The organism is Pseudomonas sp. B21-047 (genome assembly GCF_024748775.1).
Classification (GTDB): Bacteria; Pseudomonadota; Gammaproteobacteria; order Pseudomonadales; family Pseudomonadaceae; genus Aquipseudomonas; species Aquipseudomonas capeferrum.
In genome coordinates, this window is record NZ_CP087169.1 from 4,844,924 (window position 1) to 4,868,957 (window position 24,034).

Below are 24,034 nucleotides of genomic sequence, written 5' to 3' on the forward strand. Positions count from 1 at the left end.
CATGCATCAGGTGCGGTATTCGGCGTTGATCTTCACGTACTCGTGGGACAGGTCGGTGGTCCAGATGGTTTCGCTGCACGCACCGCGGCCCAGCTCGATGCGGATGGTGATCTCTTCCTGGGCCATTACCGCCGAACCCTGTGCCTCGGTATAGCTAGGGCTACGGCCGCCCTGGCTGGCGATGCAGACGTTGTCCAGGTAGACATCGATCAGGCTGACATCCAGCGCCGGCACGCCGGCACGGCCAACGGCCGCCAGGATGCGGCCCCAGTTGGGGTCGGAGGCGAACAGCGCGGTCTTGATCAGCGGCGAGTGAGCCACGGCGTAACCGACGTCCAGGCATTCCTGATGGTTACCCCCGCCGTTGACCTGCACGGTGACGAACTTGGTGGCGCCTTCGCCGTCACGGACGATGGCCTGGGCCACGTCCATGCACACTTCGAATACGGCCTTTTTCAGGGCTTCGAACAGCGCACCGCTGGCTTCGGTGACTTCCGGCAGGTTGGCCTTGCCGGTGGCGATCAGCATGCAGCAGTCGTTGGTCGAGGTGTCGCCATCGATGGTGATGCGGTTGAACGACTTGTTGGCGCCATCGAGCATCAGGTCCTTGAGCACTTGGGGTGCGACCTTGGCGTCGGTGGCGATGTAGCCGAGCATGGTGGCCATGTTCGGGCGGATCATGCCGGCGCCTTTGCTGATGCCGGTAACGGTGACGGTCACGCCATCGTGCTGGAACTGGCGGCTGGCACCCTTGGGCAGGGTGTCGGTGGTCATGATGCCGGTGGCGGCTTCAGCCCAGTTGTTTTCCGACAGGTCGTCCAGGGCGGCCTGCAGGGCGCCTTCGATCTTCTCGACTGGCAGCGGCTCGCCGATCACACCGGTGGAAAATGGCAGTACCGACTCGGCCGGCACGCCGGTCAGCTCGGCGAGCTTGGCGCAGGTGCGCTCGGCAGCGGCCAGGCCAGGTGCACCGGTACCGGCGTTGGCGTTGCCGGTGTTGGTCAGCAGGTAACGCACAGTGCCCTGAACGCGCTGCTTGGAGAGGATAACCGGAGCGGCGCAAAAGGCGTTGAGGGTGAACACGCCAGCGACGCTGGAGCCTTCGGCACAGCGCATGACCACCACATCCTTGCGCCCAGGGCGCTTGATGCCGGCAGAAGCGATGCCGAGTTCAAAACCCGGAACCGGGTGCAGGGTGGGCAAAGGACCAAGACCAACAGCCATTAGAGCGCTCCTAGATAAAACGATTAATGTCGAAAAACGGGGGCGCTTTGCGCCCCATCGCGACACAAGGCCGCTCCTACAGGGGCCGCGCCAATCAGTAGACGAGCGCGGTACCTGTAGGAGCGGCCTTGTGTCGCGAAAGGGCCGCAAAGCGGCCCCAGGCTTTTACAAGAGTCAGATCAGATCACTCGATCTGCCCATGGCAATGCTTGAACTTCTTGCCCGAACCGCACCAGCATGGCTCGTTGCGGCCCAGCTTCTGGTCGTTGCGCACCGGAGCCGTGGCCACGGCCACTTCGGCGCCCTCTTCACTCAGTTGCTCGCTTTCAAGGCCTGGCGCAGGGGCATGCTGGAACTGCATGCGGCTGGCCAGTTCTTCGGCCTCGCGGCGCAGGCGGGCTTCTTCTTCGATCGGGTCTTCGCGGCGCACCTGAACGTGCGACAGCACGCGGATGGTGTCGCGCTTGATCGACTCGAGCAGCTCCTGGAACAGCGTGAACGACTCGCGCTTGTACTCCTGCTTCGGGTTCTTCTGCGCATAACCGCGCAGGTGAATGCCGTGGCGCAGGTGGTCCATGGTCGACAGGTGGTCTTTCCACAGGTCGTCCAGCACACGCAGCAGAATCTGCTTCTCGAAGGTACGCAGGGCGTCGATGCCGGCCTGGTCTTCCTTCTCGGTGTAGGCGCTGGTGATCTCGCTCAGCAGCTTCTCGCGCAGGGTCTCTTCGTAGAGGTGGTCGTCTTCGTCGAGCCATTGCTGGATCGGCAGCTTCATGGCGAAATCGCTCGCCAGCGAGGCTTCCAGGCCGGCCACGTCCCACTGCTCGGGCAGCGATTGCGGCGGGATGTGCTGGCTGATGGTAGCGTCCAGCACTTCCTTGCGGAATTCGGCGATGGTATCGCCAATGTTCTCGGCCGCCAGCAAGCTGTTGCGCATGTGGTAGATCACCTTGCGCTGCTCGTTGGCCACGTCGTCGTATTCGAGCAGTTGTTTGCGGATGTCGAAGTTGCGGCCTTCGACCTTGCGCTGGGCTTTCTCGATGGCGTTGGTGACCATGCGGTGCTCGATCGCCTCGCCGGACTGCATGCCCAGTGCCTTCATGAAGTTCTTCACCCGATCGGAGGCGAAGATACGCATCAGGCTGTCTTCGAGCGACAGGTAGAAGCGGCTGGAACCCGGGTCACCCTGACGGCCGGAACGGCCACGCAGCTGGTTGTCGATACGGCGCGACTCGTGACGCTCGGAGGCAATCACATGCAGGCCACCCGACTCGATCACCTGCTGGTGGCGCTTCTGCCAGTCGGCCTTGATCTGCGCGATCTGTTCGGCGGTCGGGCTGTCCAAGGCAGCCACTTCGGCTTCCCAGTTACCGCCCAGCAGGATGTCGGTACCACGGCCAGCCATGTTGGTGGCGATGGTCAACGCGCCCGGAGCACCCGCCTGGGCGATGATCTCGGCTTCCTTCTCGTGGTACTTGGCGTTCAGTACCTTGTGCTCGATACCTTCCTTTTGCAGCAGGTTCGACATGTGCTCGGAAGTTTCAATGGTCGCGGTACCCACCAGCACCGGGCGACCCAGGGTCATGCTTTCTTTGATGTCGGCGATGATCGCGGCGTATTTCTCGTCGGCGGTCAGGTACACCAGGTCGTTGAAGTCCTTGCGCGCCAGCGGCTTGTTCGGCGGGATCACCATCACGTTGAGGCCGTAGATCGACTGGAACTCGAACGCTTCGGTGTCGGCGGTACCGGTCATGCCGGACAGCTTGGTGTAAAGGCGGAAGTAGTTCTGGAAGGTGGTCGAAGCCAGGGTCTGGCTCTCGGCCTGAATGTTCAGGTTCTCTTTCGCTTCGATGGCCTGGTGCAGGCCTTCGGACAGACGACGACCAGGCATGGTACGGCCGGTGTGCTCGTCGATCAGCAGGACCTGGCCGTCCTGGACGATGTATTCGACGTTGCGGTGGAACAGCTTGTGCGCACGCAGGCCAGCGTAGACGTGGGTCAGCAGGCCCAGGTTGTGTGCCGAGTAGAGGCTCTCGCCCTCGGCCAGCAGGCCGGCCTGGGTGAGCATCTCTTCGATGAACTGGTGACCCGCTTCGTTGAGCTCGACCTGGCGGCTCTTCTCGTCGATGGAGAAGTGGCCTTCCTGGGTGACCTGGCCCTCGACTTCCTCGATGTGCTGGGTCAGACGCGGGATCAGGCGGTTGATCTCGATGTACAGCTTGGAGCTGTCTTCGGCCTGCCCGGAAATGATCAGCGGGGTACGGGCTTCGTCGATGAGGATCGAGTCGACTTCATCGATGACCGAGAAGTTGAGTTCACGCTGGAACTTCTCTTCCTGGCTGAACGCCATGTTGTCGCGCAGGTAGTCGAAACCGAATTCGTTGTTGGTGCCGTAGGTGATGTCGGAGGCGTAGGCAGCGCGCTTTTCTTCCGGCGGCTGGAACGCCGAGACGATGCCCACGGACAGACCGAGGAACTCGTACAAGGGGCGCATCCAGTTGGCGTCACGGCGGGCCAGGTAGTCGTTGACGGTCACCACGTGCACGCCCTTGCCGGACAATGCGTTGAGGTAGACGGCCAAGGTACCGACCAAGGTCTTGCCTTCACCGGTGCGCATTTCTGCGATCATGCCCTCGTGCAGGGTCATGCCGCCGATCAGCTGCACGTCGAAGTGGCGCATGCCCATCACACGCTTGCCGGCCTCACGGGCCACGGCGAAGGCTTCGGGCAGCAGTTGGTCCAGTGTCTCGCCTTTGGCCAAGCGTTCCTTGAACTCTGCGGTCTTGCCCCGCAGTTGCTCATCGGAGAGGGCCACCATCTTCTCTTCGAAGGCATTGACGATAGTCACCGTCTTGAGCATGCGTTTGACTTCACGCTCATTCTTGCTTCCAAAAAGTTTCTTTAACAAAGGCGCAAACATATCGGCAGGATCTTCCACACGTAGGGATGGAGGGCGGCCCCATGAGTCGCCCGTGCAGCCCTAAGGCCGCATGCGAACGAGCATTCTACCCGGAAACGATGGTGAGGAAAGTGGTGGATTCCACGATGCTGGTACAGCGTTTTGGCAGGGGCGTTTCTTAGATAGGGGCATTTTCCCTGAGTTCAAGGCTGAGAAAGATGAAACGTATCGAGAATAGCTCGTATCCAGTGTTTATCGGCGGAGCGGCCAGTGCAGGCAATCGATAACCCCGCATCTGTTAGACTGCCGATCTTGTAACTTCATACGTACCCGCATGGCCTATAAACCCTCCCCCGCCCAGCTTCCTTCGGCACTGCTGCGCCAGGTCCGTCCGCTGCGCCTGCTGTTGAACCAGGCCGAACGCCTGGAACACCTGCAGCGCCTGCTGGAAAGCCAGCTGCAGCCGGCCGCCCGCGAGCATTGCCACGTTGCCTCCTGGCGTGACGGTACCTTGTTGCTGGTGGTGACCGACGGCCATTGGGCCACCCGCCTGCGCTATCAGCAGAAACGCCTGATGCGGGAGTTGCAAGCCATGGAAGCGTTCGGCAACCTGCGGCGCATCCTGTACAAGGTGCAACCGCCGCTGGTGCCCGCCAAGCGTGGCGGGCATGCCACCGAGCTTTCGAGCAATGCCGCCGAAAGCCTTCGCGATACCGCCGAGGGGATTACCGACCCCAAGCTGCGCGCCGCGCTAGAGCGCCTGGCGTCGCATGGACCTAACAAAGCACCTTCGCGCACCTGATATTTTTGCCAGTTTGCCTTCTCCACGGGGTGCAATACGCTCGCCTGATCACCCCCCAGGAGAGACCAGCATGAATGCAGACTATTTTCACCTTGCCACGTTCGAGTCACCCTCAACCGACCCCTGGGGTGACTGGAAAGCGGACTCCAACGGCGCCACCCTCGGTATTTACCAAGAAGAAGATGGCAACCACTTCGTAGCCTTTGCCCCCGCTATTTCTTTTCCACACGGCCCCGTCCTATTCAAAGAACTGCAAGGGCTGGAGCCCGACCGTGAGTATTGCCTCTCCCTGCGCACGCGGCAGCAATGGGCAAACCAGGCTGTGCCTGTGCTCACCTGGAAACTGGGTGATGAGCAGATCGCTGCCCCCATCGAAGTCACTACTTCCGAGTGGATTACGCTGCACTGGCGTTTCAAGGCGTCCCAAGCCGTCGAGACGCTGAAGCTTGAAGTAAGGGAGCGAATTGGCGACCTTCGCATGCCAGGGGCAACCTGGCCATCGATGACATTCGCATCTACCCCTCCCGGTTCGAGGAAGACTTCAACGACCTGCCTCAACAATTGATTCAACCCGGCGGGCAGTTGGCACTCAACACCATGCTCGTCACATTGCTGCCCACCAGTTCAGGGCCGGCGGGCATCCACAGATACGATTCCGACGAGCCTGGCATGCGCGAAAAACAAGCGCTGGGCTTGAGCATCGGGAAAGACATGCGCCAGTACCTAAGCATTGATCTGCCAGGTGAGTTCACCTCAATCCGTTTCGCCTGGACCTGGCTTCAAAAAGACGCAACGGTCCAGTACCTGGACCAGTCGGGCGCCACGCTGGACAGCAGAACAATTCATGCAAGCGCAGGGCGCGATCAATGGGTTGAATACCAAGCGGAGAACGAAAGCCAAGCGGTTTCCCGTATCGAACTAACGTACAGCGATTACTCTTTCCTCGACTTTTTCACGCTGCAGCGCCTGTAAAGCAGGTATAAAAAAGGCCACCCGAAGGTGGCCTTAATGAACTAGAGAGTGTTCGAACTTACACGGCCGCAACAGGGCGCATGTACGAGATCGGTGCCGTGCTGGCATCTTCGAAAGTGACCACTTCCCAGGCATCGGTTTCAGCAATGAGCTTGCGCAGCAGCTGGTTGTTCAGCGCGTGCCCGGACTTGTAGCCCTTGAACTCGCCAATCAGGCTGTTGCCCAGCAGGTAGAGGTCGCCAATGGCGTCGAGAATCTTGTGCTTGACGAATTCGTCTTCATAACGAAGGCCGTCTTCGTTCAGCACGCCAGTCTCATCTACCACGATGGCGTTTTCGACACTGCCGCCCAACGCAAGGTTATGCTTGCGCAGGTACTCGATGTCCCGCATGAAACCGAAGGTGCGGGCACGGCTGACTTCTTTCACGAACGACGTGCTGGAGAAATCCACACTGGCGCTCTGGGTCCGGCCGCTGACGACCGGGTGATCGAAGTCGATCTCGAAGCTCACCTTGAACCCTTCGAAAGGCAGGAAGGTGGCGCGCTTGTCGCCCTCCTCCACTGTCACTTCGCGCAGGATGCGGATGAACTGTTTGGGTGCGTCCTGTTCTTCCAGGCCGGCAGACTGAATCAGGAATACAAAGGGTCCGGCGCTGCCATCCATGATCGGCACTTCCGAGGCGGAGAGCTCGACGTAGGCGTTATCGATGCCCAGGCCCGCCATGGCGGAGAGCAGGTGCTCGACCGTATCGACCTTGACGTCACCGTTGACCAGCGTCGTCGACATGGTTGTCTCGCCGACGTTGGCCGCGCGCGCCGGGATTTCGACCACGGGGTCGAGATCGGCGCGGCGGAAGACGATGCCGGTGTCAACAGGTGCAGGCTTCAGGGTCAGGTATACCTTCTCCCCGGAGTGCAGGCCGACACCTGTGGCACGGATGGTATTCTTCAGGGTGCGTTGTTTAATCATGGCATTGGCCGCTTCAGCGCAAATTGCGAACAGGTATCAACAAAGGCTGAGGATGATAACAGACCCAACCTTTGCTGAATACCAATCACCTTTATACCCCTGATAAATTCCATTAATCAGCCTGACGACGCAGGAAAGCCGGGATATCGAGGTAGTCCAGGTCATCCTGAGGGTTCAGTTTAGCTGCCGCAGCGGCACCCGCATGGGCCTGGTTGCGCATGACAGTCGGGCGCTCCAGGTCACGGTAGTTGACCGCAGGCTGCTCCTGGCGAACCGGTGCCGGGTTGGACGCTTCGTACGCCTGCTGAGCGGTCTGCAGGGTGTTGTCCACCACCTTGACCGGCTTCTCGATGCGCGCGCCCAGGCCAGTGGCGACCACGGTGACGTGCAGCTCATCGCGCATATCCGGGTCGATCACGGTGCCAACCTTGACCATCGCGTGGTCGGAGGCGAAGGCTTCGATGATGCTACCCACGTCGGAGTACTCACCCAGCGACAGGTCAGGGCCGGCGGTGATGTTCACCAGGATGCCACGGGCGCCCTGCAGGTTGACGTCTTCCAGCAACGGGTTGCGGATCGCCGCCTCGGTCGCTTCACGCGCACGGTTCGGGCCGCTGGCGCAGCCAGTACCCATCATGGCCATGCCCATCTCGCCCATCACGGTGCGCACGTCGGCGAAGTCGACGTTGATCATGCCAGGGCGCTTGATGATGTCGGAAATACCGCGCACGGCACCGGCCAGTACGTCGTCAGCCTTGGCGAAGGCGGACAGCAGGCTGGCATCCTTGCCCAGGATGGTCAGCAGCTTCTCGTTGGGGATGGTGATCAGCGAGTCGACGCTCTCGGCCAGCATGCGGATGCCTTCATCGGCGATCTGCATACGTTTGCGGCCTTCGAACGGGAACGGACGGGTCACCACGGCAACGGTGAGGATGCCCATTTCCTTCGCCACTTCGGCGATGATCGGGGCTGCACCGGTACCGGTACCGCCACCCATGCCGGTGGTGATGAACACCATGTTGGTGCCCTGCAGCACCTCGGCAATGCGCTCACGGTCTTCCAGCGCGGCCTGACGGCCGACTTCCGGATTGGCACCCGCACCCAGGCCTTTGGTCACGCCAGTGCCCAATTGCAGGATGGTGCGCGCGCCAATGCTTTTCAGCGCCTGGGCATCGGTGTTGGCGCAGATGAATTCCACGCCTTCGATGCTGCTCTTGACCATGTGGTTGACGGCGTTGCCACCACCACCACCTACGCCGATCACCTTGATGACCGGACTTTGCGGGACGTTGTCTACGAGCTCGAACATTTTCCCTCTCCTTACAGTTCTCTAGTTGTCGCGCCTACCACTACTGCTTTGAAACTTAGAAATTGCCCTGGACCCAGCGCTTGAATCGCTCAAGCACTGGAGCCTTCGGTTCATCGCCATAGCTGTTGCTGCTGCTGTTGCTGTTACCGGTCAGGATCAAGTCCTCGGACTGCTTGAGCAGGCCGTAGGTGAGCAGGCCCACGCCGGTGGAATAGATCGGGTTGCGCACCACGTCGCTCAGCCCCCGAACGCTGTGCGGTACGCCCAGGCGTACCGGCATGTGGAAGATTTCTTCGGCCAGTTCCACGGCGCCTTCCATTTTCGCGGTGCCGCCGGTGAGGACGATGCCGGCCGGCACCAAATCCTCGTAGCCGCTGCGGCGCAGTTCGGCCTGGATCAGGGTGAAGAGCTCGTCGTAACGCGGCTCCACCACCTCGGCCAGGGCCTGGCGCGACAGCTCGCGCGGTGGCCGGTCACCCACGCTCGGCACCTTGATGGTTTCGCCGGCGCCGGCCAGCTTGGCCAGGGCGCAGGCGTAGCGGATCTTGATTTCCTCGGCGTACTGGGTCGGTGTACGCAGGGCCATGGCGATGTCGTTGGTGACCTGGTCGCCGGCAATCGGGATGACTGCGGTGTGACGGATCGCACCTTCGGTGAAGATGGCGATATCGGTGGTGCCACCGCCGATGTCCACCAGGCACACGCCGAGCTCTTTTTCGTCGTCGGTCAGCACCGAGTAGGCCGACGCCAGTTGCTCGAGGATGATGTCGTCGATTTCCAGGCCGCAACGGCGCACACACTTCTCGATGTTCTGCGCCGCGTTGACCGCACAGGTGACCACGTGGACCTTGGCTTCCAGGCGCACGCCGGACATGCCCAGTGGCTCGCGCACGCCTTCCTGGTTGTCGATGACGTAGTCCTGCGGCAGGGTGTGCAGTACGCGCTGGTCAGCTGGAATGGCCACGGCCTGGGCGGCGTCGAGCACGCGCTCGAGGTCGGCAACACTGACCTCACGGTCGCGGATGGCGACAATGCCGTGGGAGTTCAGGCTGCGAATGTGGTTGCCTGCCACGCCGACGAACGCCGAGTGGATACGGCAGCCGGCCATCAGCTGCGCTTCTTCCACCGCGCGCTGGATCGACTGCACGGTCGACTCGATGTTCACCACCACGCCTTTTTTCAGGCCGCGGGACGGATGGGTGCCGATCCCGACAATCTCCAGGGTGCCGTCTTCGCCCACTTCGCCCACCAGCGCCACCACCTTGGAGGTGCCAATGTCCAGCCCGACGATCATTTTGCCGCTATGCGCGTTTGCCATGGTCCTGCCTCTCTCTAATTCTTCGCAACGGCGGGTTGGGCCGTCGTCGGTGCAATCGGTTCCCGCCAACCAACGGCAAGTCCGTTGGCGTATCGCAGATCGATGCGGGCGATGTTGGTGATCTGCTCTTTAAGCGTCTTGTCGTAAATGGCAATGAAACGGCGCATCTTCTCCACCAGATGGTCGCGCCCCAGTAGCAGTTCGATGCCTGGGCCGGTGCTGCCCGCACCGGTAGTCAGGAACCAGCTGCCGCGCTCGCGAAGCTCCAGGCGAGCGATGGAAAAGCCCATGGGGCGCAGCATCTGGCTCAAAACCTGATACTGCTGCATGACTTGCTGCTGAGCACGCTGCGGCCCGAACAGCTGCGGCAGGTGCTCATAGTTGGCCAGCTCGCGCGGGGTGAAGGCCTGGCCCTGGTTGTTGAGCAAGGCCTCGTCACCCCAGCGTGCCACTGGCAGCTGTTCTTCCAGGCGGATCACCACCTCGTCCGGCCACACGCGCCGGACCTCGGCATGGGCGATCCACGGCATCTGCTCGAGCTCCGCACGCATCGCCGGCAGGTCGACGCTGAAGAAGCTCGCCGCCATGAACGGGGCGATCCGCTGCTGCACCGCCTGCTGGCTGATGTAGCTGAGGTCGCCCTGCACGGCGATCCGGGTGATCGGCCGGTCGGCATAAGGCATCAGGCGAATGGCGCCTTCATAGGCGCCGAAGCCTGCCGCGACCAGCAGCACCGGCCAGAGCAGGCGCTTGAGTCCACTGAAGTTGGCCTTGGGCAGGCGCGCCGACATGGGCTCGTTGGCCACCATTCGGCTGGCACCGCGCGGCACCGGCTTGCTACGGCCGGTGGCGGGTTGCTGATGACGTAACATCGCGCCTTGCATGGCTGTTAACCTCGCGTCTCGACGCTGGCAGCCAGGATCGCCAGCACCAGTTGCTGGAAGTCCAGGCCGGCCGCGCGGGCCGCCATGGGCACCAGGCTATGATCAGTCATGCCGGGTGCGGTGTTGACTTCGAGCAGCCAGAACCGGCCCTGCTCGTCCTGCATCACGTCCAACCGCCCCCAGCCTTCGATGCCGATGGCATCGCAGGCGCGCGCGGTCAGGTCGATCAGTTCCTGTTCCTTGACGCTGTCCAGGCCGCACGGAATGCGGTACTGGGTGTCGTTGGCGATGTACTTGGCGTCGTAGTCGTAGAACACGTGCGGCGTACCCAGGGCGATCGGCGGCAGCACCTGGCCACGCAGCACCGCAATGGTGAACTCCGGGCCGTGGATCCACTGCTCGACCAGAACCTGGGAATCGTATTTGGCGGCGTCCTGCCAGGCGGCGATCAATTCCTGCTCGCTGTTCACCTTGGCCATGCCGATGCTAGAGCCTTCATGGGCAGGTTTGACGATAAGCGGGAAGCCCAGTTCCGTACTGGCCACCACACAATCGCTTTCGCTGGCCAAAACCGCGTGGCGCGGGGTCGGAATACCCAGGCTCTGCCACACCTGCTTGGTGCGCAGCTTGTCCATGGCCAGGGCCGAAGCGAGGATACCGCTGCCGGTGTAAGGGATGCCCAGGCACTCGAGCAGGCCCTGCATGCTGCCGTCCTCACCGCCACGGCCGTGGAGGATGATGAACGCGCGGTCGATCTTCTCGCGTTGCAGGCGGTCGAGCAGGTCGTCGCCCACATCGATGGCGACCACGTCGACACCGGCGCTGGTCAAGGCCTCGATCACGGCGGCGCCGGACTTGAGCGAGACTTCACGCTCGGCACTCTTGCCGCCGTAGAGCACGGCGACGCGGCCGAACGCCTTGACGTCCAGGGTCGAGTGCAGTGTGTCGTAGGCGCTGGTCATTTCGACTTCTCCTGCTTGGCGCCAGCGAACAGCGGGCTTTTCATCAATTGCGGGGCAAGGCCACCGACATCACCGGCGCCCTGGCAAAGCAGGATGTCGCCCGCGCGCAGCAGTGGCTGCACCAGCGGGGCGAGCTCGGCGCCACGCTCGATGTAGATCGGGTCCAGCTTGCCGCGCTGACGGATGCTGTGGCACAGCTGACGGCTGTCCGCCCCGGGGATCGGCTCTTCGCCGGCCGGGTAGACTTCCATCAACAGCAACACGTTGGCGTCGCCCAGTACCTGCACGAAGTCGTCGTACAGGTCGCGGGTGCGGCTGTAACGGTGCGGCTGGTAGACGATGACCAGGCGACGGCTCGGCCAGCCACCGCGCACGGCCTTGATGACTGCAGCGACTTCAGTCGGGTGGTGGCCATAGTCGTCGACCAGCATCACGCTGCCACCGTCGACCGGCAGCTCGCCGTAGACCTGGAAGCGTCGGCCGACACCCTGGAAGCCGGACAGCCCCTGGACGATGGCCTCGTCGCTGATGCCTTCGTCCGTGGCGATGGCAATGGTTGCCAGGGCATTGAGCACGTTGTGGTTGCCGGGCATGTTCACCGACACCTCCAGCGGCTCGCAGTCACGGCGCAGCACGGTGAAGTGCGTCTGCATGCCCTGCTGGCGCACGTTGATGGCGCGGATATCCGCCTCTTCGCTGAAGCCGTAGGTGACCGTCGGGCGTTTGACCTGCGGCAGGATCTCGCGCACCACCGGGTCGTCCAGGCACATCACCGCCAAACCGTAGAACGGCAGGTTGTGCAGGAACTCGACGAAGGTTTTCTTCAGTTTGTTGAAGTCACCTTCGTAGGTCGCCATGTGGTCGGCATCGATGTTGGTGACCACGGCGACCATCGGCTGCAGGTGCAGGAAGCTGGCGTCGCTCTCGTCCGCTTCGGCGATCAGGTAGCGGCTGGTGCCGAGCTGGGCATTGGTGCCGGCCGCGGTCAGGCGCCCACCGATGACGAAGGTCGGGTCCAGGCCACCGGCGGCGAACACCGAGGCCAGCAGGCTGGTGGTGGTGGTCTTGCCGTGGGTACCGGCGACCGCAACGCCGTGGCGGTAGCGCATCAGCTCGGCAAGCATCTCGGCACGCGGCACCACCGGAATACGCCGCTCGAGGGCGGTGGCGACTTCCGGGTTGGCCGGGTTGATCGCGCTGGACACTACCAGCACATCGGCGGCGACTGCGTTCTCGGCACGGTGGCCGACGAAGATCTCGGCGCCAAACGACTCCAGGCGCTCGGTGACCGGCGACGCCTTGAGGTCGGAGCCGGACACTTCATAGCCCAGGTTCAGCAGCACTTCGGCGATGCCGCACATACCGACGCCGCCGATACCGACGAAGTGAATACGGCGGATACGGCCCATCTTCGGCTGGGGAATGGCTTTCTGGCTTTCAACCATGGGCCACCTCCAGGCAGATATCGACCACGGTGCTGGTTGCAGCAGGTTTGGCCAGGCGCCGTGCGGTGCCAGCCATGGTATTGAGTTTCTCGGGTTGCATCAGCACCTCGTTCAGGCGTTCAGCGAGCTGCGCTGCGCCAGTTGTCGCTTGTGGCATCAGGAAGGCCGCGCCCTCCCGAGCCAGATATTGGGCGTTGTAGGTCTGGTGGTCGTCGATCGCATGGGGCAACGGCACCAGCATCGAAGGCAGGCCCGCCGCCGCGAGTTCGCTGACGGTCAGGGCACCGGCCCGGCATACCACCATGTCGGCCCAGCCATAGGCTTGGGCCATGTCCGTGATGAAAGGCTCTACCTGAGCCTCGACGCCGACCTCGTGATAACGCTCGGCGGTGATCGGCGCGTGTTGCTTGCCAGCCTGGTGGAACACCTCTGGCCGCAGCGCCGCAGACACTTCGGACAGGGCCTTAGGCAACAATTTGTTCAATGGTTCCGCACCCAGGCTGCCGCCCATTACCAACAGGCGAGCACGGCGCTCGGAAAGGGGCGCACGTTGTGCATCCATGAACAACTCTGTGCGTACCGGATTGCCGGTGGTACGCAGCTTGTCATTGGCCTGGAACGTGCCCGGGAAAGCTTCGCAGACCCGCGCCGAGAGTGGCACCAGCAGCCGATTGGCGGTACCCGCACGGGCGTTCTGCTCGTGGATCACCAGCGGCACACCGCACAGCCGCGCGGCCACACCGCCGGGCCCGGTCACATAGCCGCCGAAGCCCAGCACACACACCGGCTTGAGCTGACGAATGATGCGCCGCGCCTGCAGCACGGCCTTGACCAGGGTGAACGGCGCCTTGAGCAACGACAGCTTGCCCTTGCCGCGCATGCCGCTGACCTGGATCAGGTGCAACGGCAGGCCGGCCTGGGGCACCAGTTCGTTCTCGATGCCTTTCGGCGTGCCCAGCCAGTGCACGCTGTAACCGCGTGCCTGGAACTCGCGAGCGCAGGCCAGGGCCGGGAACACGTGGCCCCCGGTGCCGCCTGCCATGATCAGTACGTTCTTGCCATCAGCGGCCATGACTGGTCTCCTCGGCAAAATCGCTTTCGTTGAATTCGTGTTCCTCACTGCCCAGGTGCGTGCGGCTCTCCCACTCGATACGCAGCAGCAACCCCACGCAGGCACAGCAGATCACCAGCGAGCTGCCCCCGTAGCTGAGGAACGGCAAGGTCAGGCCCTTGGTCGGCAGCAGGCCGACGTTCACCCCGATGTTGATCAGGAACTGGCCGATCCACAGGAAGGCCAGGCCGAACGCCATGTAGGCGGCAAAGAACTGCTTGGCTTTTTCGGCCCACAAGCCGATGTAAAGAGCACGCACGGTGACGAAGACGAACAGCGCGATGGTGACCAGCGAGCCGACCACGCCGAGCTCTTCGGCCAGCACCGAGAACACGAAGTCGGTGTGCGCCTCGGGCAGGTAGAACTGCTTCTGCACGCTGTTGCCCAAGCCAACGCCCAGCCACTCACCGCGACCAAAGGCAATCAGCGCCTGGGTCAGCTGGTAGCCCGAACCGAACTGGTCGGACCAGGGGTCGGTAAAGGTGATCAGGCGCGCCATTCGATACGGCTGCGCCTGCACCAGGACAAACACCGCGACCACCGCCAGCACCACCATCAGGCTGAAGCGGAACAACCCCACACCGCCGAGAAACAGCATGGCCGCCGCAGCGCCCATCATCACCACGGTGGCGCCGAAGTCTGGCTCCATCAGCAGCAGGCCGGCCATTGGCAGCAGCACGATGAACGGTTTGAAGAAACCCATCCAGCTCTCGCGCACCTCGGTCTGCCGGCGCACCAGGTAGCCGGCCAGGTAGATGACCACGAAGACCTTGGCAATTTCCGAAGGCTGGACGTTGAAGAAGCTGAAGCCGATCCAGCGCATGGAACCGTTCACTTCGCGGCCGATGCCGGGCACCAGCACCAGCACCAGCAAGCCGAAGGCGCCCAGCAGCATCATGAAGCCCATGCGCTGCCAGGTGGCGATCGGTACCAGCATGGTGGCGCCGCAGGCGAACAGGCCGATGGCCACGTACACCAGGTGGCGGAACATGTGGTAAAGCGGGTTGCCCGACTGCACCGCAGCCACTTCCGAAGAGGCCGAGGTGATCATCACCAGGCCCAGGCCCAGCAATGCCAGGCAACCGGCGAGCATCGCGAAGTCGAGGTCGATGCCACGGCCGCTGATCAGCGGCGACGGGTACGGCTTGAAGATGCCCAGGATCATGCCAGCCCTCCCGCCGCTTGGGCGAACAGCCGCCCGCGTTCTTCAAAGTTCTTGAACATGTCGAGGCTGGCGCAGGCTGGCGACAACAGCACCGCATCGCCCGGCTGAGCCAAGGCGGCGCACTGCTCGACGGCCTCATCCAGGGTCTTGACCCGGACCTGCTGCACACCCTCACCCAGTGCTTCGGCCAGGCGCTCGGCATCACGGCCCAGCAGCACCACTGCACGGCAGAAGCGCGCCACCGGTGCACGCAGCGCTGCGAAATCGGCACCTTTGCCGTCGCCGCCGGCAATCAGCACCAGCTTGCCGGTGATGTCCGCGCCCAGGCCTTCGATGGCGGCCAGCGCGGCCCCCACGTTGGTGGCCTTGGAATCGTCGTACCAGTTGACGCCATTGCGCTCGCGAACCCACTGGCAACGATGGGCCAGGCCGCCAAATTCACGCAGGGCTTCGATCATCGGCGCAAACGGCAAGCCGGCCGCATGGCCGAGGGCCAGGGCCGCGAGGGCGTTGCTCTGGTTGTGCGCGCCACGCACTTTCAGTTCGCGAACCGGCATCAGGTTCTGGAATTCGAAGGCCAGGTACTTCTCGCCATCGACCTCGCGCAGGCCAAAGGCCTTGAAGTCGGGCGGGTTCAGACCAAAGCTCCAGCACGGCCGGCCTTCCACCGGCAATGGCCGGCTCAGGGCGTCCTGGCGGTTCACCACCACCTGGTGGGCGCCCCGGAAGATCCGATGCTTGGCCAGGTGATAGGCCGGCAGGCCGCTGTAGCGGTCCATGTGGTCTTCGCTGACGTTCAGCACGGTGGCCACTTCGGCATTGAGCTGGTCAGTGGTTTCCAGCTGGAAGCTGGACAACTCCAGCACATACAGCTCCACCTCATCCCCGAGCAAGTCGAGGGCCGGCGTACCGAGGTTGCCGCCCACGGCCACACGCTTGCCCGCCTTGGCAGCCATTTCCCCGACCAGGGTGGTAACGGTGCTTTTGGCGTTGGAGCCGCTGATGGCGATGATCGGCGCCTTGGCATGGCGGGCGAACAGCTCGATGTCACCCGACAGGGCCACACCGCGCGCCGCAGCCTGCTGCAGCGCCGGGGTGGACAATGCCAGGCCCGGGCTCACGTACAGTTCGTTGGCGCGGCAGAGGAAGTCCACGTCCAGCTCGCCACAGCGCACTTCCACCTGCGGGTAATCACGGCGCAGGGTGTCCAGTTCCGGCGGTTGCTCGCGGGTGTCGGCGACCGCAAAGGCAATGCCCCGGCTCGCCAGGAAGCGAACCAGGGACATGCCGCTCTTGCCGAGGCCGACAACGATGCGGAATTGGTCGGAAGCGATCAGTGACACGCTCATCTACCTCAGTTTCAGGGTTGCAAGGCCGACCAGCACCAGAATCACGGTGATGATCCAGAAACGGACGATCACCCGTGGCTCAGGCCAGCCCTTGAGTTCAAAGTGGTGGTGAATCGGCGCCATGCGGAACACGCGCTTGCCGGTCAACTTGAAGGAGGCGACCTGGATCACCACCGACAGGGTTTCCATGACGAATACGCCACCCATGATGAACAGTACGATTTCCTGGCGGACGATCACCGCGATGGTGCCCAGTGCGGCGCCCAGCGCCAGGGCACCGACGTCGCCCATGAAGACCTGGGCCGGGTAAGTGTTGAACCACAGGAAGCCCAGGCCCGCACCGATCAGCGCGCCGCAGAACACGATCAGCTCGCCCGAACCCGGCACATACGGGATCAGCAGGTATTCGGCGAACTTCACGTTGCCCGACAGGTAGCAGAAGATGCCCAAGGCACCGCCCACCATGACCGTTGGCATGATGGCCAGGCCGTCGAGGCCGTCGGTGAGGTTGACCGCGTTGCTCGAACCGACGATCACGAAGTAGGTCAGGACGACGAAGCCGATGCCCAGCGGAATGGTGACATCCTTGATGAACGGCACGATCAGCGTGGTCTCGACGCTGGTCGGGGCGGTCTTGTAAAGGAAGATCGCCGCAGCCAGGCCGAACACCGACTGCCAGAAGTACTTCCAGCGGCTAGGCAAGCCACGGGAGTTCTTCTCGATCACCTTGCGGTAGTCGTCGACCCAACCGATGGCGCCAAACGCCAGGGTGACGATCAGCACGACCCACACGTAGCGGTTGGACAGGTCGGCCCACAGCAGGGTGCTGATCGCGATGGCCGACAGGATCAGCGCGCCGCCCATGGTCGGGGTGCCGGATTTGGACAAGTGCGATTGCGGGCCGTCATTACGGACGGCCTGACCGATCTGGCGAATCTGCAGGGTACGGATCATCCACGGGCCCAGCCACAGCGCCAGCGACAACGCAGTCAGTACACCGAGAATCCCGCGCAGGGACAGGTACTGGAAGACCGCGAAGCCTTTATGGAACTGTTGCAGATACTCAGCCAACAGCAGCAGCATTAATGTTTCTCCCCGCTGGCACCGCACAATGCCGCCACGACGTTTTCCATCGCAGCGCTGCGCGAGCCCTTGATCAAGATAGTGGTGTCACTGGCATTTTCGGCGCGAACCGCGTCGATCAGCTCAGCTTGAGTAGCGAAATGACGGCCATTGGCGCCGAACGCCTTGACCGCGTATGTCATGTTGGAACCCACAGCGTACAGGGCATCGACCTTGCCACGCGCATAGTCACCCACCTGACGGTGGCCTTCCTCCGCCCATTGACCCAATTCGCCGATATCCCCAAGCACCAGGACGGTGCGTCCGGAAAAGCCGGCGAGTATATCAATGGCCGCGCACATCGAGGTGGGATTTGCGTTGTAACTGTCGTCGATTACCCGCACACCGTTCGGCGCGATCTGCGCCACGGTGCGGCCCTTGACCGGTTGCACGGCATTCAGGCCAGCGGCAATGCCGCTCAGGCTCAGACCGACGGCGTGGGCAGCCGCCGCCGCGGCCAATGCGTTGCTGACGTTGTGCTCGCCCAGGACGTTGAGTTGCACCGCAACCGAGTCCCCGGCGCCATGCAGCGTGAAGGACGGACAGCCACGCGCATCGCGGTCGATGCCAGTGGCGTAGAAGTCGGCGCGGCCATCGTTGCGGGCGAAACTGATGACCCTGTGCGCACCGGCACGCGCCTTCCAGATGGCAAAAGCCTTGTCGTCCAGATTGAGGATGGCCGTGCCGCCCTCGCCCAGGCCTTCGAGGATCTCGCCCTTGGCCTCGACGATTTTCTCCGGGCCGCCGAACTCGCCGACATGGGCAGTACCGGCGTTATTGATGACCACCACGTGCGGCTGGGTCAGGCCGACGGTGTAGCGGATCTCGCCAATGCGCGAAGCGCCCAGCTCGATCACCGCAGCGCTGTGCTCCGGGGCGATTTCCAGCAGGGTCAGCGGGGCACCGAGGTCGTTGTTCAGGTTGCCACGGGTGGCATGCACCAGGCCACGGGTACGCAGGATGCTGGCCAGCATCTCCTTGACCGTGGTCTTGCCGCTGGAACCGGTGATGGCCACGACCGGCTTGTCGAACGCGGCGCGATTCAAGGCCCCCAGTTGCCCCAGCGCGACACGGCAGTCCTTGACCAGCAGCTGTGGCAGGTCGACATCGGCCACTTCACGCTCGACCAGCGCCGCTACGGCACCTTTTTCCTTTACATCGGCCAGGTAATCGTGGCCATCGAAACGCGGGCCTGCCAGGGCGACGAACAGTTGCCCGGCACTGACGCTGCGGCTGTCGATGCTGACGCCGCCGAAGCTGGCGTCGGCACCCACCACGCGAGCACTCAGTGCCGCGGTCAGCTGACTGAGTGTCATGGGCTTAAGCATGTGGAGCCTCCCAGGCTGCAAGTGCCTTCTCGGCTTCGACCAGATCGGAGAAATCGTGGCGCTCGCCACGGATCTCCTGGTAATCCTCATGGCCCTTGCCGGCCAGGACGATAACGTCATCGGCGGCGGCAGTGGCGATCAAGTGGGCAATGGCTTCGCCGCGGCCAGCGACGAACTCGACGTGCTCCGGCTTGGCAAAGCCAGGGCGGATATCGTCGAAGATCCGCAGCGGGTCTTCGCTGCGCGGGTTGTCATCGGTGACCAGCACGCGGTCAGCCAGGCGCTCGGCCACTTCGGCCATCAGCGGGCGCTTGCCACGGTCACGGTCGCCACCGCAGCCGAACAGGCACAGCAACTTGCCGTGTGCGTGCGGGCACAGGGCCTCGAGTACTTTTTCCAAGGCATCCGGCGTGTGGGCGTAGTCGACCACCACCAGCGGTTTGTCGCCGCCGCCCAGGCGCTGCATGCGGCCAACCGGCCCTTGCAACTGGGGGGTGACCTTGAGGATTTCGTCCAGCGAATAATCCAGTGCCAGCAGCGTTGCCACTGCCGCGAGCATGTTGCTCAGGTTGAAACGGCCAAGCAGTTGGCTGCGCAAGGTGCGCTCACCCTGGGCGCTCACGAGGATTGCGCGCACGCCATCGTCATCGAACGTGGCTTCACGGCAATACAACGAAGCCTCCGGATTCTCCAGGCTATAACTGAGCAGCCGGGTCTCGATATGATCGGTACTCGGACGACGGGCATAGGCCGCCGCCAGGCGGCGACCAAAGTCGTCATCTAGGTTGACCACCTGGCAACGCAGGCTGCGCCAGGCGAAAAGCTTGGCCTTGGCGGCCTCATAGGCCTCCATGCTGCCGTGGTAATCCAGGTGATCGCGGGACAGGTTGGTCATTACCGCGATATCGAACTCCAGCGCAGCGACACGCCCCTGCTCCAAGGCATGCGAGGACACCTCCATCGCCACGGCCTTGGCGCCGCCCTTTTTCAGGTCGTACAGCGTCGACTGCACCGCGATCGGGTCTGGCGTGGTCAGGCGGCCGCTCTGCAGCTCACCATAGAAACCGGTACCCAACGTGCCGATCAGGCCGCAACGCTGGCCCAGCACATCAAGCGCCTGGGCCACCAGCTGCGTGACACTGGTCTTGCCGTTGGTGCCGGTCACCCCGACCAGGTTCAACTGACGGCTTGGCTCGCCATAAAAGCGACCGGCGATATCCGACAGCTGGGCGATCAGCCCCTTGACCGGAATCAGCGGCATCTCGGTGATCGGCAACACGGTCGCGCCCTGCTCTTCATAGGCTACCGCGGCGGCGCCACGGGCCAGTGCGTCGGCGATATGGTCACGGCCATCGACCTTGGCACCCGGCACAGCCAGGAACAGATCACCCGGGCGCACGGCACGGCTATCCAGGGTCAGCTCGCGGATCAGCGGATCGCGGCTGGCGTGGGCGAAAAGCTTGCTCAGTGGCATTGTCATCATCCACGCCCTCCCTTGGCGTCTGCTGCATTGACTTGTGGTTGTGCGGTTGCTGGCGGCGGCAGGTTGTCTGGCGGCACGTTCATCAAACGCAAGGTGCCCGACATGACCTTGCTGAACACAGGCGCCGATACCAGGCCACCGAAGTAGCCGCCCTTGCTCGGTTCATCGATGACCACGACGATCGCGTAACGCGGGTCGCTCATCGGGCCGAAGCCTGCGAACAGCGAGCGGTAGGCGTTCTCGGTGTAGCCCTTGGAGCCAACGGTCGCCTTACGCGCCGTACCCGACTTGCCACCCACGTGATAGAACGGCACCTGGGCACGGAACACCCCGCGCGGCGCCTCGATCACTTGCTGCAGCATGCCCTGGACGGTTTCGGCAGTTTCTTTCGGAATCGCCTGAACGGCCTCGGGTGCCTTGTCCACCTTGAGGATCGACAGCGGCACCATCTTGCCGTCGTTGGCCAGCGCCGCGTAGGCATGCACCAATTGCAACGCAGTCACCGATACGCCATAGCCGTAGGACAGGGTCGCGGTCTCGGCCTTGCGCCACTCACGGTGGTTAGGCAGGTTGCCCACCCGCTCGCCCGGGAAGCCCAGGCCAGTGTATTGCCCCAGGCCGACCTGGGACATGACCCGGTAGATGGCCTCGCCGCCGATATCGAAGGCGATCTTGCTCATGCCGACGTTACTGGAGTTGATCAGGATGCCGGTCAGGTCGAGGATCGGGCCCTCGCTGCGGGAAACGTCCTTGATCGTGTAGCGACCGATCTGCAGGCTGCCCGGGTAGACCTCGACCTTGTCGGTGATCTTCCAGCGCCCGCTCTGCAGCGCCGCGCTCATGGAAATCGGCTTCACGGTCGAGCCGGGTTCGAACACGTCGATGATCGCCCGGTTGCGCATCGCGGCAGGGAACATGCTGCGGCGGTTGTTCGGGTTGTAGGTCGGCTGGTTGACCATGGCCAGCACTTCGCCAGTCTTGACGTCCATGATCACCAGGCTGCCGGCCTTGGCTTCCTGTTCGGCGATGGCGTTGCGCAGCTCACGGGTGGCCAGGTATTGCAGGCGCAGGTCTATCGACAACGCCAAGGTCTTACCGGCCTTGGCGTTTTTGGTTACCTGAATGTCCTTGATCAGCCGGCCACGCCGGTCCTTGATCACCTGTCGCTTGCCGGGCACGCCGGCCAGCCATTCGTCATAGGCCAGCTCTACCCCTTCACGCCCGTGGTCATCGAGGTCGGTGAAGCCGACCATGTGCGCGGTGACATCACCGGCGGGATAGAAGCGGCGGAACTCTTCCAGGCCATAGACACCCGGCACTTTCAGGTCGAGCACATGCTGGCCCTGCTCCGGGGTCAGGCCGCGGACCAGGTAGATGAATTCTTTGCTGGCCTGCTGGGTCAGGCGCTCGGTCAGTTGCTGGGGGTTCTGCCCAAGGGCGGCTGCCAGTTGCGGCCAGCGTTCTTTGGACGCCTGCATTTCCTTGGGGTTGGCCCACAAGGTGGTAACCGGGGTGCTGACCGCCAGCGGCTCACCGTTGCGGTCAGTGATCAGGCCACGGTGCGCCGGGATGGGAATATGGCGCAGGCTGCGCGCATCGCCCTGCCCCTTGAGGAAGTCACGGTCGACCACCTGCAGGTCGATGATGCGCCAGCAGATGGCACCGACCATCAACGCCAGCAAGCCGATCACCACCCGGAAGCGCCAGGGGTAGAGTGCGCCTTCGAGCTTCATCATGGCGCCACCATCCGCACTTCGTCGGCTGCGGGCACGCGCATTTTCAGCTGCTCGGACGCCAGGCTCTCGATGCGGCTGGACGCCGTCCAGGTGCTCTGTTCAAGGATCAGACGCCCCCACTCGGCCTGCGCCTTGTCGCGCTCGCTCAACTCGCCGTACAGGGTGTTGAGCAACTGACGGTTCCAGTGGGCGCTGTAAGACACGGCGATGGCCGAAACCAGAACACCGACGAACAGCAGAAGCATCAGGAAGCTTCCGCCTGGCAATGGCTTGGCAAACAGCCTGCTCACCGCAGCTTCTCCGCCACCCGCATCACGGCGCTGCGCGACCGCGGGTTGGCCTTGAGCTCGGCCTCGGAAGCGAACTGCGCCTTGCCGATGAGCTTGATCTTGGGTTCGAAGGCCTTGTGCTGTACCGGCAGGTTGCGCGGCAGGTTGTCTGCCTCGCCCTTGACCAGCTTGCGCATGAACAGCTTGACGATGCGGTCTTCGAGCGAGTGGAAGCTGATAACGACCAGGCGGCCGCCAACTTCCAGCGACTCGAGCGCCGCGTCAAGGCCGGTTTCGAGGTCACCCAGTTCGTTGTTGACGTGAATGCGCAGGCCCTGGAAGGCGCGGGTGGCGGGGTTCTTGCCCTTCTCCCAGGCCGGGTTGGCGACCTTGAGCACTTCGGCAAGGTCGGCGGTACGGGTGAACGGCTGCTTTTCGCGACGTTCCACCACGGCACGCGCCATACGCCCGGAAAAACGCTCCTCGCCGTATTCCTTGAACACGCGGGCGATTTCCTCGACCGGCGCGCTGGCGATGAACTCGGCGGCGCTGACCCCGATACTGGGGTTCATGCGCATGTCCAGCGGGCCGTCATTGAGGAAGCTGAAGCCACGCTCTGGGTCATCCAACTGCGGCGAAGATACCCCCAGGTCGAGCAGCACACCGCTGACCTTGCCGGCCATGCCGCGCTCAGCCACTTCCGCGCCGAGCTCGGCAAAGCTGCGCTGCACAATGACAAAGCGGCCGTCTTCGGCCGCCAGCGCTTGCCCTGTGGCAATCGCTTGTGGGTCTTTGTCGAAGCCCAGCAGCCGCCCTTGCGGCCCAAGCTTGCTGAGAATCAGACGGCTGTGTCCGCCCCGGCCGAAGGTACCGTCCAGATAGCAACCGTCGGCGCGCAGGGCCAATGCCTCGACAGCTTCGTCGAGCAGGACGGTAATGTGGTTGAAGCCGCTATCTATGGTCACAGGATCAGGTCACGCAATTCGTCGGGCATGGCGCCCGGTTGTTGAATAGCTGCAAGGTCGGCTGCCGAAACCGTGTTCCAGGCATCTTCATCCCACAGCTGGAATTTGTTCAGTTGCCCCACCAGCATCGCCTTCTTGTCGAGCTTGGCGTACTCACGCAAACGGGGCGGAACCAGGAAGCGCCCACTGCCATCGAGCTCCAGGTCAACCGCATTGCCGATCAGCAAACGCTGCAGGCGGCGGTTTTCCTCACGCAATGACGGCAAGGCACGCAACTTGGCTTCTATCTGTTCCCACTCATCGAGGGGGTAAACACACAAGCAGGGGTCTACAGCGTCGATGGTCACGATCAGCTGGCCATTGCAACGCGAATCGAGCTCGTCGCGGTACCGGCTCGGCATGGCGAGACGGCCTTTGGCATCGAGGCTGACGGCGTTGGCTCCGCGGAACACGGCTGCGATTCCCCACAATGGTAGCTTTTTTGTGCCAGAAAACCCACTTCATCCCACTTTCTGCCACTTGCGCACACTATAGGAATCCGCCCGCCGCACCGTCAAGGCACGTTCATAAGGAAAAGCCTTACAGGACCGAGATTTAGCGCGATAAAGGAATGTGGAAGGACTTCAGGGAGGAAAAAAACACGAGAAAAATCAAACCCACGCAAGCGAATGGAGTTCGAAGTTAAAGTGATTTATTAAGAGTAAGATTTTTTCGGTATTAC

Annotated in this window: 21 protein-coding genes; 3 read left to right on the plus strand and 18 right to left on the minus strand. The window is 62.9% G+C overall.

Features of this window, described 5'->3' with window-relative positions; translation table 11 throughout:
* Nucleotides 1–6: 6 nt before the first annotated feature.
* The gene (gene argJ, locus LOY26_RS21900; protein ID WP_033702824.1) at nucleotides 7–1,224 is read right to left on the minus strand and encodes a bifunctional glutamate N-acetyltransferase/amino-acid acetyltransferase ArgJ; all 1,218 of its coding nucleotides are present in this window, start codon (nucleotides 1,222–1,224) and stop codon (nucleotides 7–9) included.
* Between the two features lie 184 nt (nucleotides 1,225–1,408).
* The gene (gene secA, locus LOY26_RS21905; protein ID WP_186659692.1) at nucleotides 1,409–4,144 is read right to left on the minus strand and encodes a preprotein translocase subunit SecA; all 2,736 of its coding nucleotides are present in this window, start codon (nucleotides 4,142–4,144) and stop codon (nucleotides 1,409–1,411) included.
* Nucleotides 4,145–4,457: 313 nt separating this feature from the next.
* Here secA and LOY26_RS21910 point away from each other — a divergent pair, with 313 nt between their 5' ends.
* The 3 genes from LOY26_RS21910 to LOY26_RS21920 all read left to right on the plus strand — a co-directional run bounded on the left by LOY26_RS21910 (nucleotide 4,458) and on the right by LOY26_RS21920 (nucleotide 5,897).
* Nucleotides 4,458–4,925, plus strand: a complete 468-nt coding sequence (locus tag LOY26_RS21910; protein WP_186659695.1) for a DUF721 domain-containing protein — start codon at nucleotides 4,458–4,460, stop codon at nucleotides 4,923–4,925.
* A 70-nt stretch (nucleotides 4,926–4,995) separates the two neighbouring features.
* Entirely contained in the window at nucleotides 4,996–5,490 is a 495-nt protein-coding gene (locus LOY26_RS21915; RefSeq protein ID WP_258714083.1) for a hypothetical protein, read from the plus strand.
* Nucleotides 5,491–5,507: 17 nt separating this feature from the next.
* On the plus strand, nucleotides 5,508–5,897 hold the full coding sequence (locus LOY26_RS21920) for a hypothetical protein (protein WP_258714084.1): 390 nt from the start codon (nucleotides 5,508–5,510) through the stop codon (nucleotides 5,895–5,897).
* A 58-nt stretch (nucleotides 5,898–5,955) separates the two neighbouring features.
* Here the strand turns inward: LOY26_RS21920 and lpxC are convergent, their stop codons facing one another.
* The 16 genes from lpxC to mraZ all read right to left on the minus strand — a co-directional run bounded on the left by lpxC (nucleotide 5,956) and on the right by mraZ (nucleotide 23,765).
* Nucleotides 5,956–6,867 (minus strand): UDP-3-O-acyl-N-acetylglucosamine deacetylase, encoded by a 912-nt coding sequence (lpxC, locus tag LOY26_RS21925; RefSeq protein WP_033702829.1) that lies wholly within the window; start codon nucleotides 6,865–6,867, stop codon nucleotides 5,956–5,958.
* 112 nt (nucleotides 6,868–6,979) lie between these two features.
* The gene (ftsZ, locus tag LOY26_RS21930) at nucleotides 6,980–8,176 is read right to left on the minus strand and encodes a cell division protein FtsZ (protein ID WP_016488958.1); all 1,197 of its coding nucleotides are present in this window, start codon (nucleotides 8,174–8,176) and stop codon (nucleotides 6,980–6,982) included.
* A gap of 55 nt (nucleotides 8,177–8,231) precedes the next feature.
* On the minus strand, nucleotides 8,232–9,494 hold the full coding sequence (gene ftsA / locus LOY26_RS21935) for a cell division protein FtsA (protein WP_033702830.1): 1,263 nt from the start codon (nucleotides 9,492–9,494) through the stop codon (nucleotides 8,232–8,234).
* A gap of 14 nt (nucleotides 9,495–9,508) precedes the next feature.
* Nucleotides 9,509–10,378 (minus strand): cell division protein FtsQ/DivIB, encoded by an 870-nt coding sequence (locus LOY26_RS21940; RefSeq protein ID WP_033702831.1) that lies wholly within the window; start codon nucleotides 10,376–10,378, stop codon nucleotides 9,509–9,511.
* A gap of 5 nt (nucleotides 10,379–10,383) precedes the next feature.
* Complete coding sequence (locus LOY26_RS21945) at nucleotides 10,384–11,340, minus strand: D-alanine--D-alanine ligase (RefSeq protein ID WP_047582683.1); 957 nt, start codon at nucleotides 11,338–11,340, stop codon at nucleotides 10,384–10,386.
* On the minus strand, nucleotides 11,337–12,785 hold the full coding sequence (gene murC, locus LOY26_RS21950; RefSeq protein ID WP_033702833.1) for a UDP-N-acetylmuramate--L-alanine ligase: 1,449 nt from the start codon (nucleotides 12,783–12,785) through the stop codon (nucleotides 11,337–11,339). Before murC ends, LOY26_RS21945 begins: the two co-directional genes overlap by 4 nt.
* On the minus strand, nucleotides 12,778–13,857 hold the full coding sequence (gene murG / locus LOY26_RS21955) for an undecaprenyldiphospho-muramoylpentapeptide beta-N-acetylglucosaminyltransferase (RefSeq protein ID WP_258714085.1): 1,080 nt from the start codon (nucleotides 13,855–13,857) through the stop codon (nucleotides 12,778–12,780). Before murG ends, murC begins: the two co-directional genes overlap by 8 nt.
* Entirely contained in the window at nucleotides 13,847–15,061 is a 1,215-nt protein-coding gene (ftsW, locus tag LOY26_RS21960) for a putative lipid II flippase FtsW (protein WP_033702835.1), read from the minus strand. The genes murG and ftsW overlap by 11 nt, the downstream gene beginning before the upstream one ends.
* A complete protein-coding gene (murD, locus tag LOY26_RS21965; RefSeq protein ID WP_186659701.1) occupies nucleotides 15,058–16,404 on the minus strand; it encodes a UDP-N-acetylmuramoyl-L-alanine--D-glutamate ligase in 1,347 nt (448 codons plus the stop codon). Before murD ends, ftsW begins: the two co-directional genes overlap by 4 nt.
* A 6-nt stretch (nucleotides 16,405–16,410) precedes the next feature.
* Nucleotides 16,411–17,493: a phospho-N-acetylmuramoyl-pentapeptide-transferase gene (mraY, locus tag LOY26_RS21970; RefSeq protein ID WP_033702836.1), complete on the minus strand. Its 1,083-nt coding sequence runs from the start codon at nucleotides 17,491–17,493 to the stop codon at nucleotides 16,411–16,413.
* Nucleotides 17,493–18,860, minus strand: coding sequence for a UDP-N-acetylmuramoyl-tripeptide--D-alanyl-D-alanine ligase (gene murF, locus LOY26_RS21975; protein ID WP_258714086.1), 1,368 nt, complete (start codon nucleotides 18,858–18,860; stop codon nucleotides 17,493–17,495). Before murF ends, mraY begins: the two co-directional genes overlap by 1 nt.
* A complete protein-coding gene (locus LOY26_RS21980; RefSeq protein ID WP_258714087.1) occupies nucleotides 18,853–20,343 on the minus strand; it encodes a UDP-N-acetylmuramoyl-L-alanyl-D-glutamate--2,6-diaminopimelate ligase in 1,491 nt (496 codons plus the stop codon). Before LOY26_RS21980 ends, murF begins: the two co-directional genes overlap by 8 nt.
* Nucleotides 20,340–22,076 carry a penicillin-binding protein 2 gene (locus LOY26_RS21985; RefSeq protein WP_162181164.1) on the minus strand — a complete coding sequence of 579 codons (1,737 nt, stop codon included), beginning with the start codon at nucleotides 22,074–22,076 and terminating at the stop codon, nucleotides 20,340–20,342. The genes LOY26_RS21980 and LOY26_RS21985 overlap by 4 nt, the downstream gene beginning before the upstream one ends.
* Complete coding sequence (ftsL, locus tag LOY26_RS21990) at nucleotides 22,076–22,369, minus strand: cell division protein FtsL (RefSeq protein ID WP_033702839.1); 294 nt, start codon at nucleotides 22,367–22,369, stop codon at nucleotides 22,076–22,078. Before ftsL ends, LOY26_RS21985 begins: the two co-directional genes overlap by 1 nt.
* Nucleotides 22,366–23,313 carry a 16S rRNA (cytosine(1402)-N(4))-methyltransferase RsmH gene (rsmH, locus tag LOY26_RS21995; protein ID WP_408980747.1) on the minus strand — a complete coding sequence of 316 codons (948 nt, stop codon included), beginning with the start codon at nucleotides 23,311–23,313 and terminating at the stop codon, nucleotides 22,366–22,368. The genes ftsL and rsmH overlap by 4 nt, the downstream gene beginning before the upstream one ends.
* Nucleotides 23,310–23,765, minus strand: a complete 456-nt coding sequence (gene mraZ, locus LOY26_RS22000; protein WP_019439042.1) for a division/cell wall cluster transcriptional repressor MraZ — start codon at nucleotides 23,763–23,765, stop codon at nucleotides 23,310–23,312. The genes rsmH and mraZ overlap by 4 nt, the downstream gene beginning before the upstream one ends.
* Nucleotides 23,766–24,034: the final 269 nt, after the last annotated feature.

Excerpts from the sequence above, each read along its gene's own strand:
- argJ (WP_033702824.1), bottom strand. The coding sequence starts at position 1,224 with ATGGCTGTTGGTCTTGGTCCTTTGCCCACCCTGCACCCGGTTCCGGGT.
- secA (WP_186659692.1), bottom strand. The coding sequence starts at position 4,144 with ATGTTTGCGCCTTTGTTAAAGAAACTTTTTGGAAGCAAGAATGAGCGT.
- LOY26_RS21910 (WP_186659695.1), top strand. The coding sequence starts at position 4,458 with ATGGCCTATAAACCCTCCCCCGCCCAGCTTCCTTCGGCACTGCTGCGC.
- LOY26_RS21915 (WP_258714083.1), top strand. The coding sequence starts at position 4,996 with ATGAATGCAGACTATTTTCACCTTGCCACGTTCGAGTCACCCTCAACC.
- lpxC (WP_033702829.1), bottom strand. The coding sequence starts at position 6,867 with ATGATTAAACAACGCACCCTGAAGAATACCATCCGTGCCACAGGTGTC.
- ftsZ (WP_016488958.1), bottom strand. The coding sequence starts at position 8,176 with ATGTTCGAGCTCGTAGACAACGTCCCGCAAAGTCCGGTCATCAAGGTG.
- ftsA (WP_033702830.1), bottom strand. The coding sequence starts at position 9,494 with ATGGCAAACGCGCATAGCGGCAAAATGATCGTCGGGCTGGACATTGGC.
- LOY26_RS21940 (WP_033702831.1), bottom strand. The coding sequence starts at position 10,378 with ATGCAAGGCGCGATGTTACGTCATCAGCAACCCGCCACCGGCCGTAGC.
- LOY26_RS21945 (WP_047582683.1), bottom strand. The coding sequence starts at position 11,340 with ATGACCAGCGCCTACGACACACTGCACTCGACCCTGGACGTCAAGGCG.
- murC (WP_033702833.1), bottom strand. The coding sequence starts at position 12,785 with ATGGTTGAAAGCCAGAAAGCCATTCCCCAGCCGAAGATGGGCCGTATC.
- murG (WP_258714085.1), bottom strand. The coding sequence starts at position 13,857 with ATGGCCGCTGATGGCAAGAACGTACTGATCATGGCAGGCGGCACCGGG.
- ftsW (WP_033702835.1), bottom strand. The coding sequence starts at position 15,061 with ATGATCCTGGGCATCTTCAAGCCGTACCCGTCGCCGCTGATCAGCGGC.
- mraY (WP_033702836.1), bottom strand. The coding sequence starts at position 17,493 with ATGCTGCTGCTGTTGGCTGAGTATCTGCAACAGTTCCATAAAGGCTTC.
- murF (WP_258714086.1), bottom strand. The coding sequence starts at position 18,860 with ATGCTTAAGCCCATGACACTCAGTCAGCTGACCGCGGCACTGAGTGCT.
- LOY26_RS21980 (WP_258714087.1), bottom strand. The coding sequence starts at position 20,343 with ATGATGACAATGCCACTGAGCAAGCTTTTCGCCCACGCCAGCCGCGAT.
- LOY26_RS21985 (WP_162181164.1), bottom strand. The coding sequence starts at position 22,076 with ATGAAGCTCGAAGGCGCACTCTACCCCTGGCGCTTCCGGGTGGTGATC.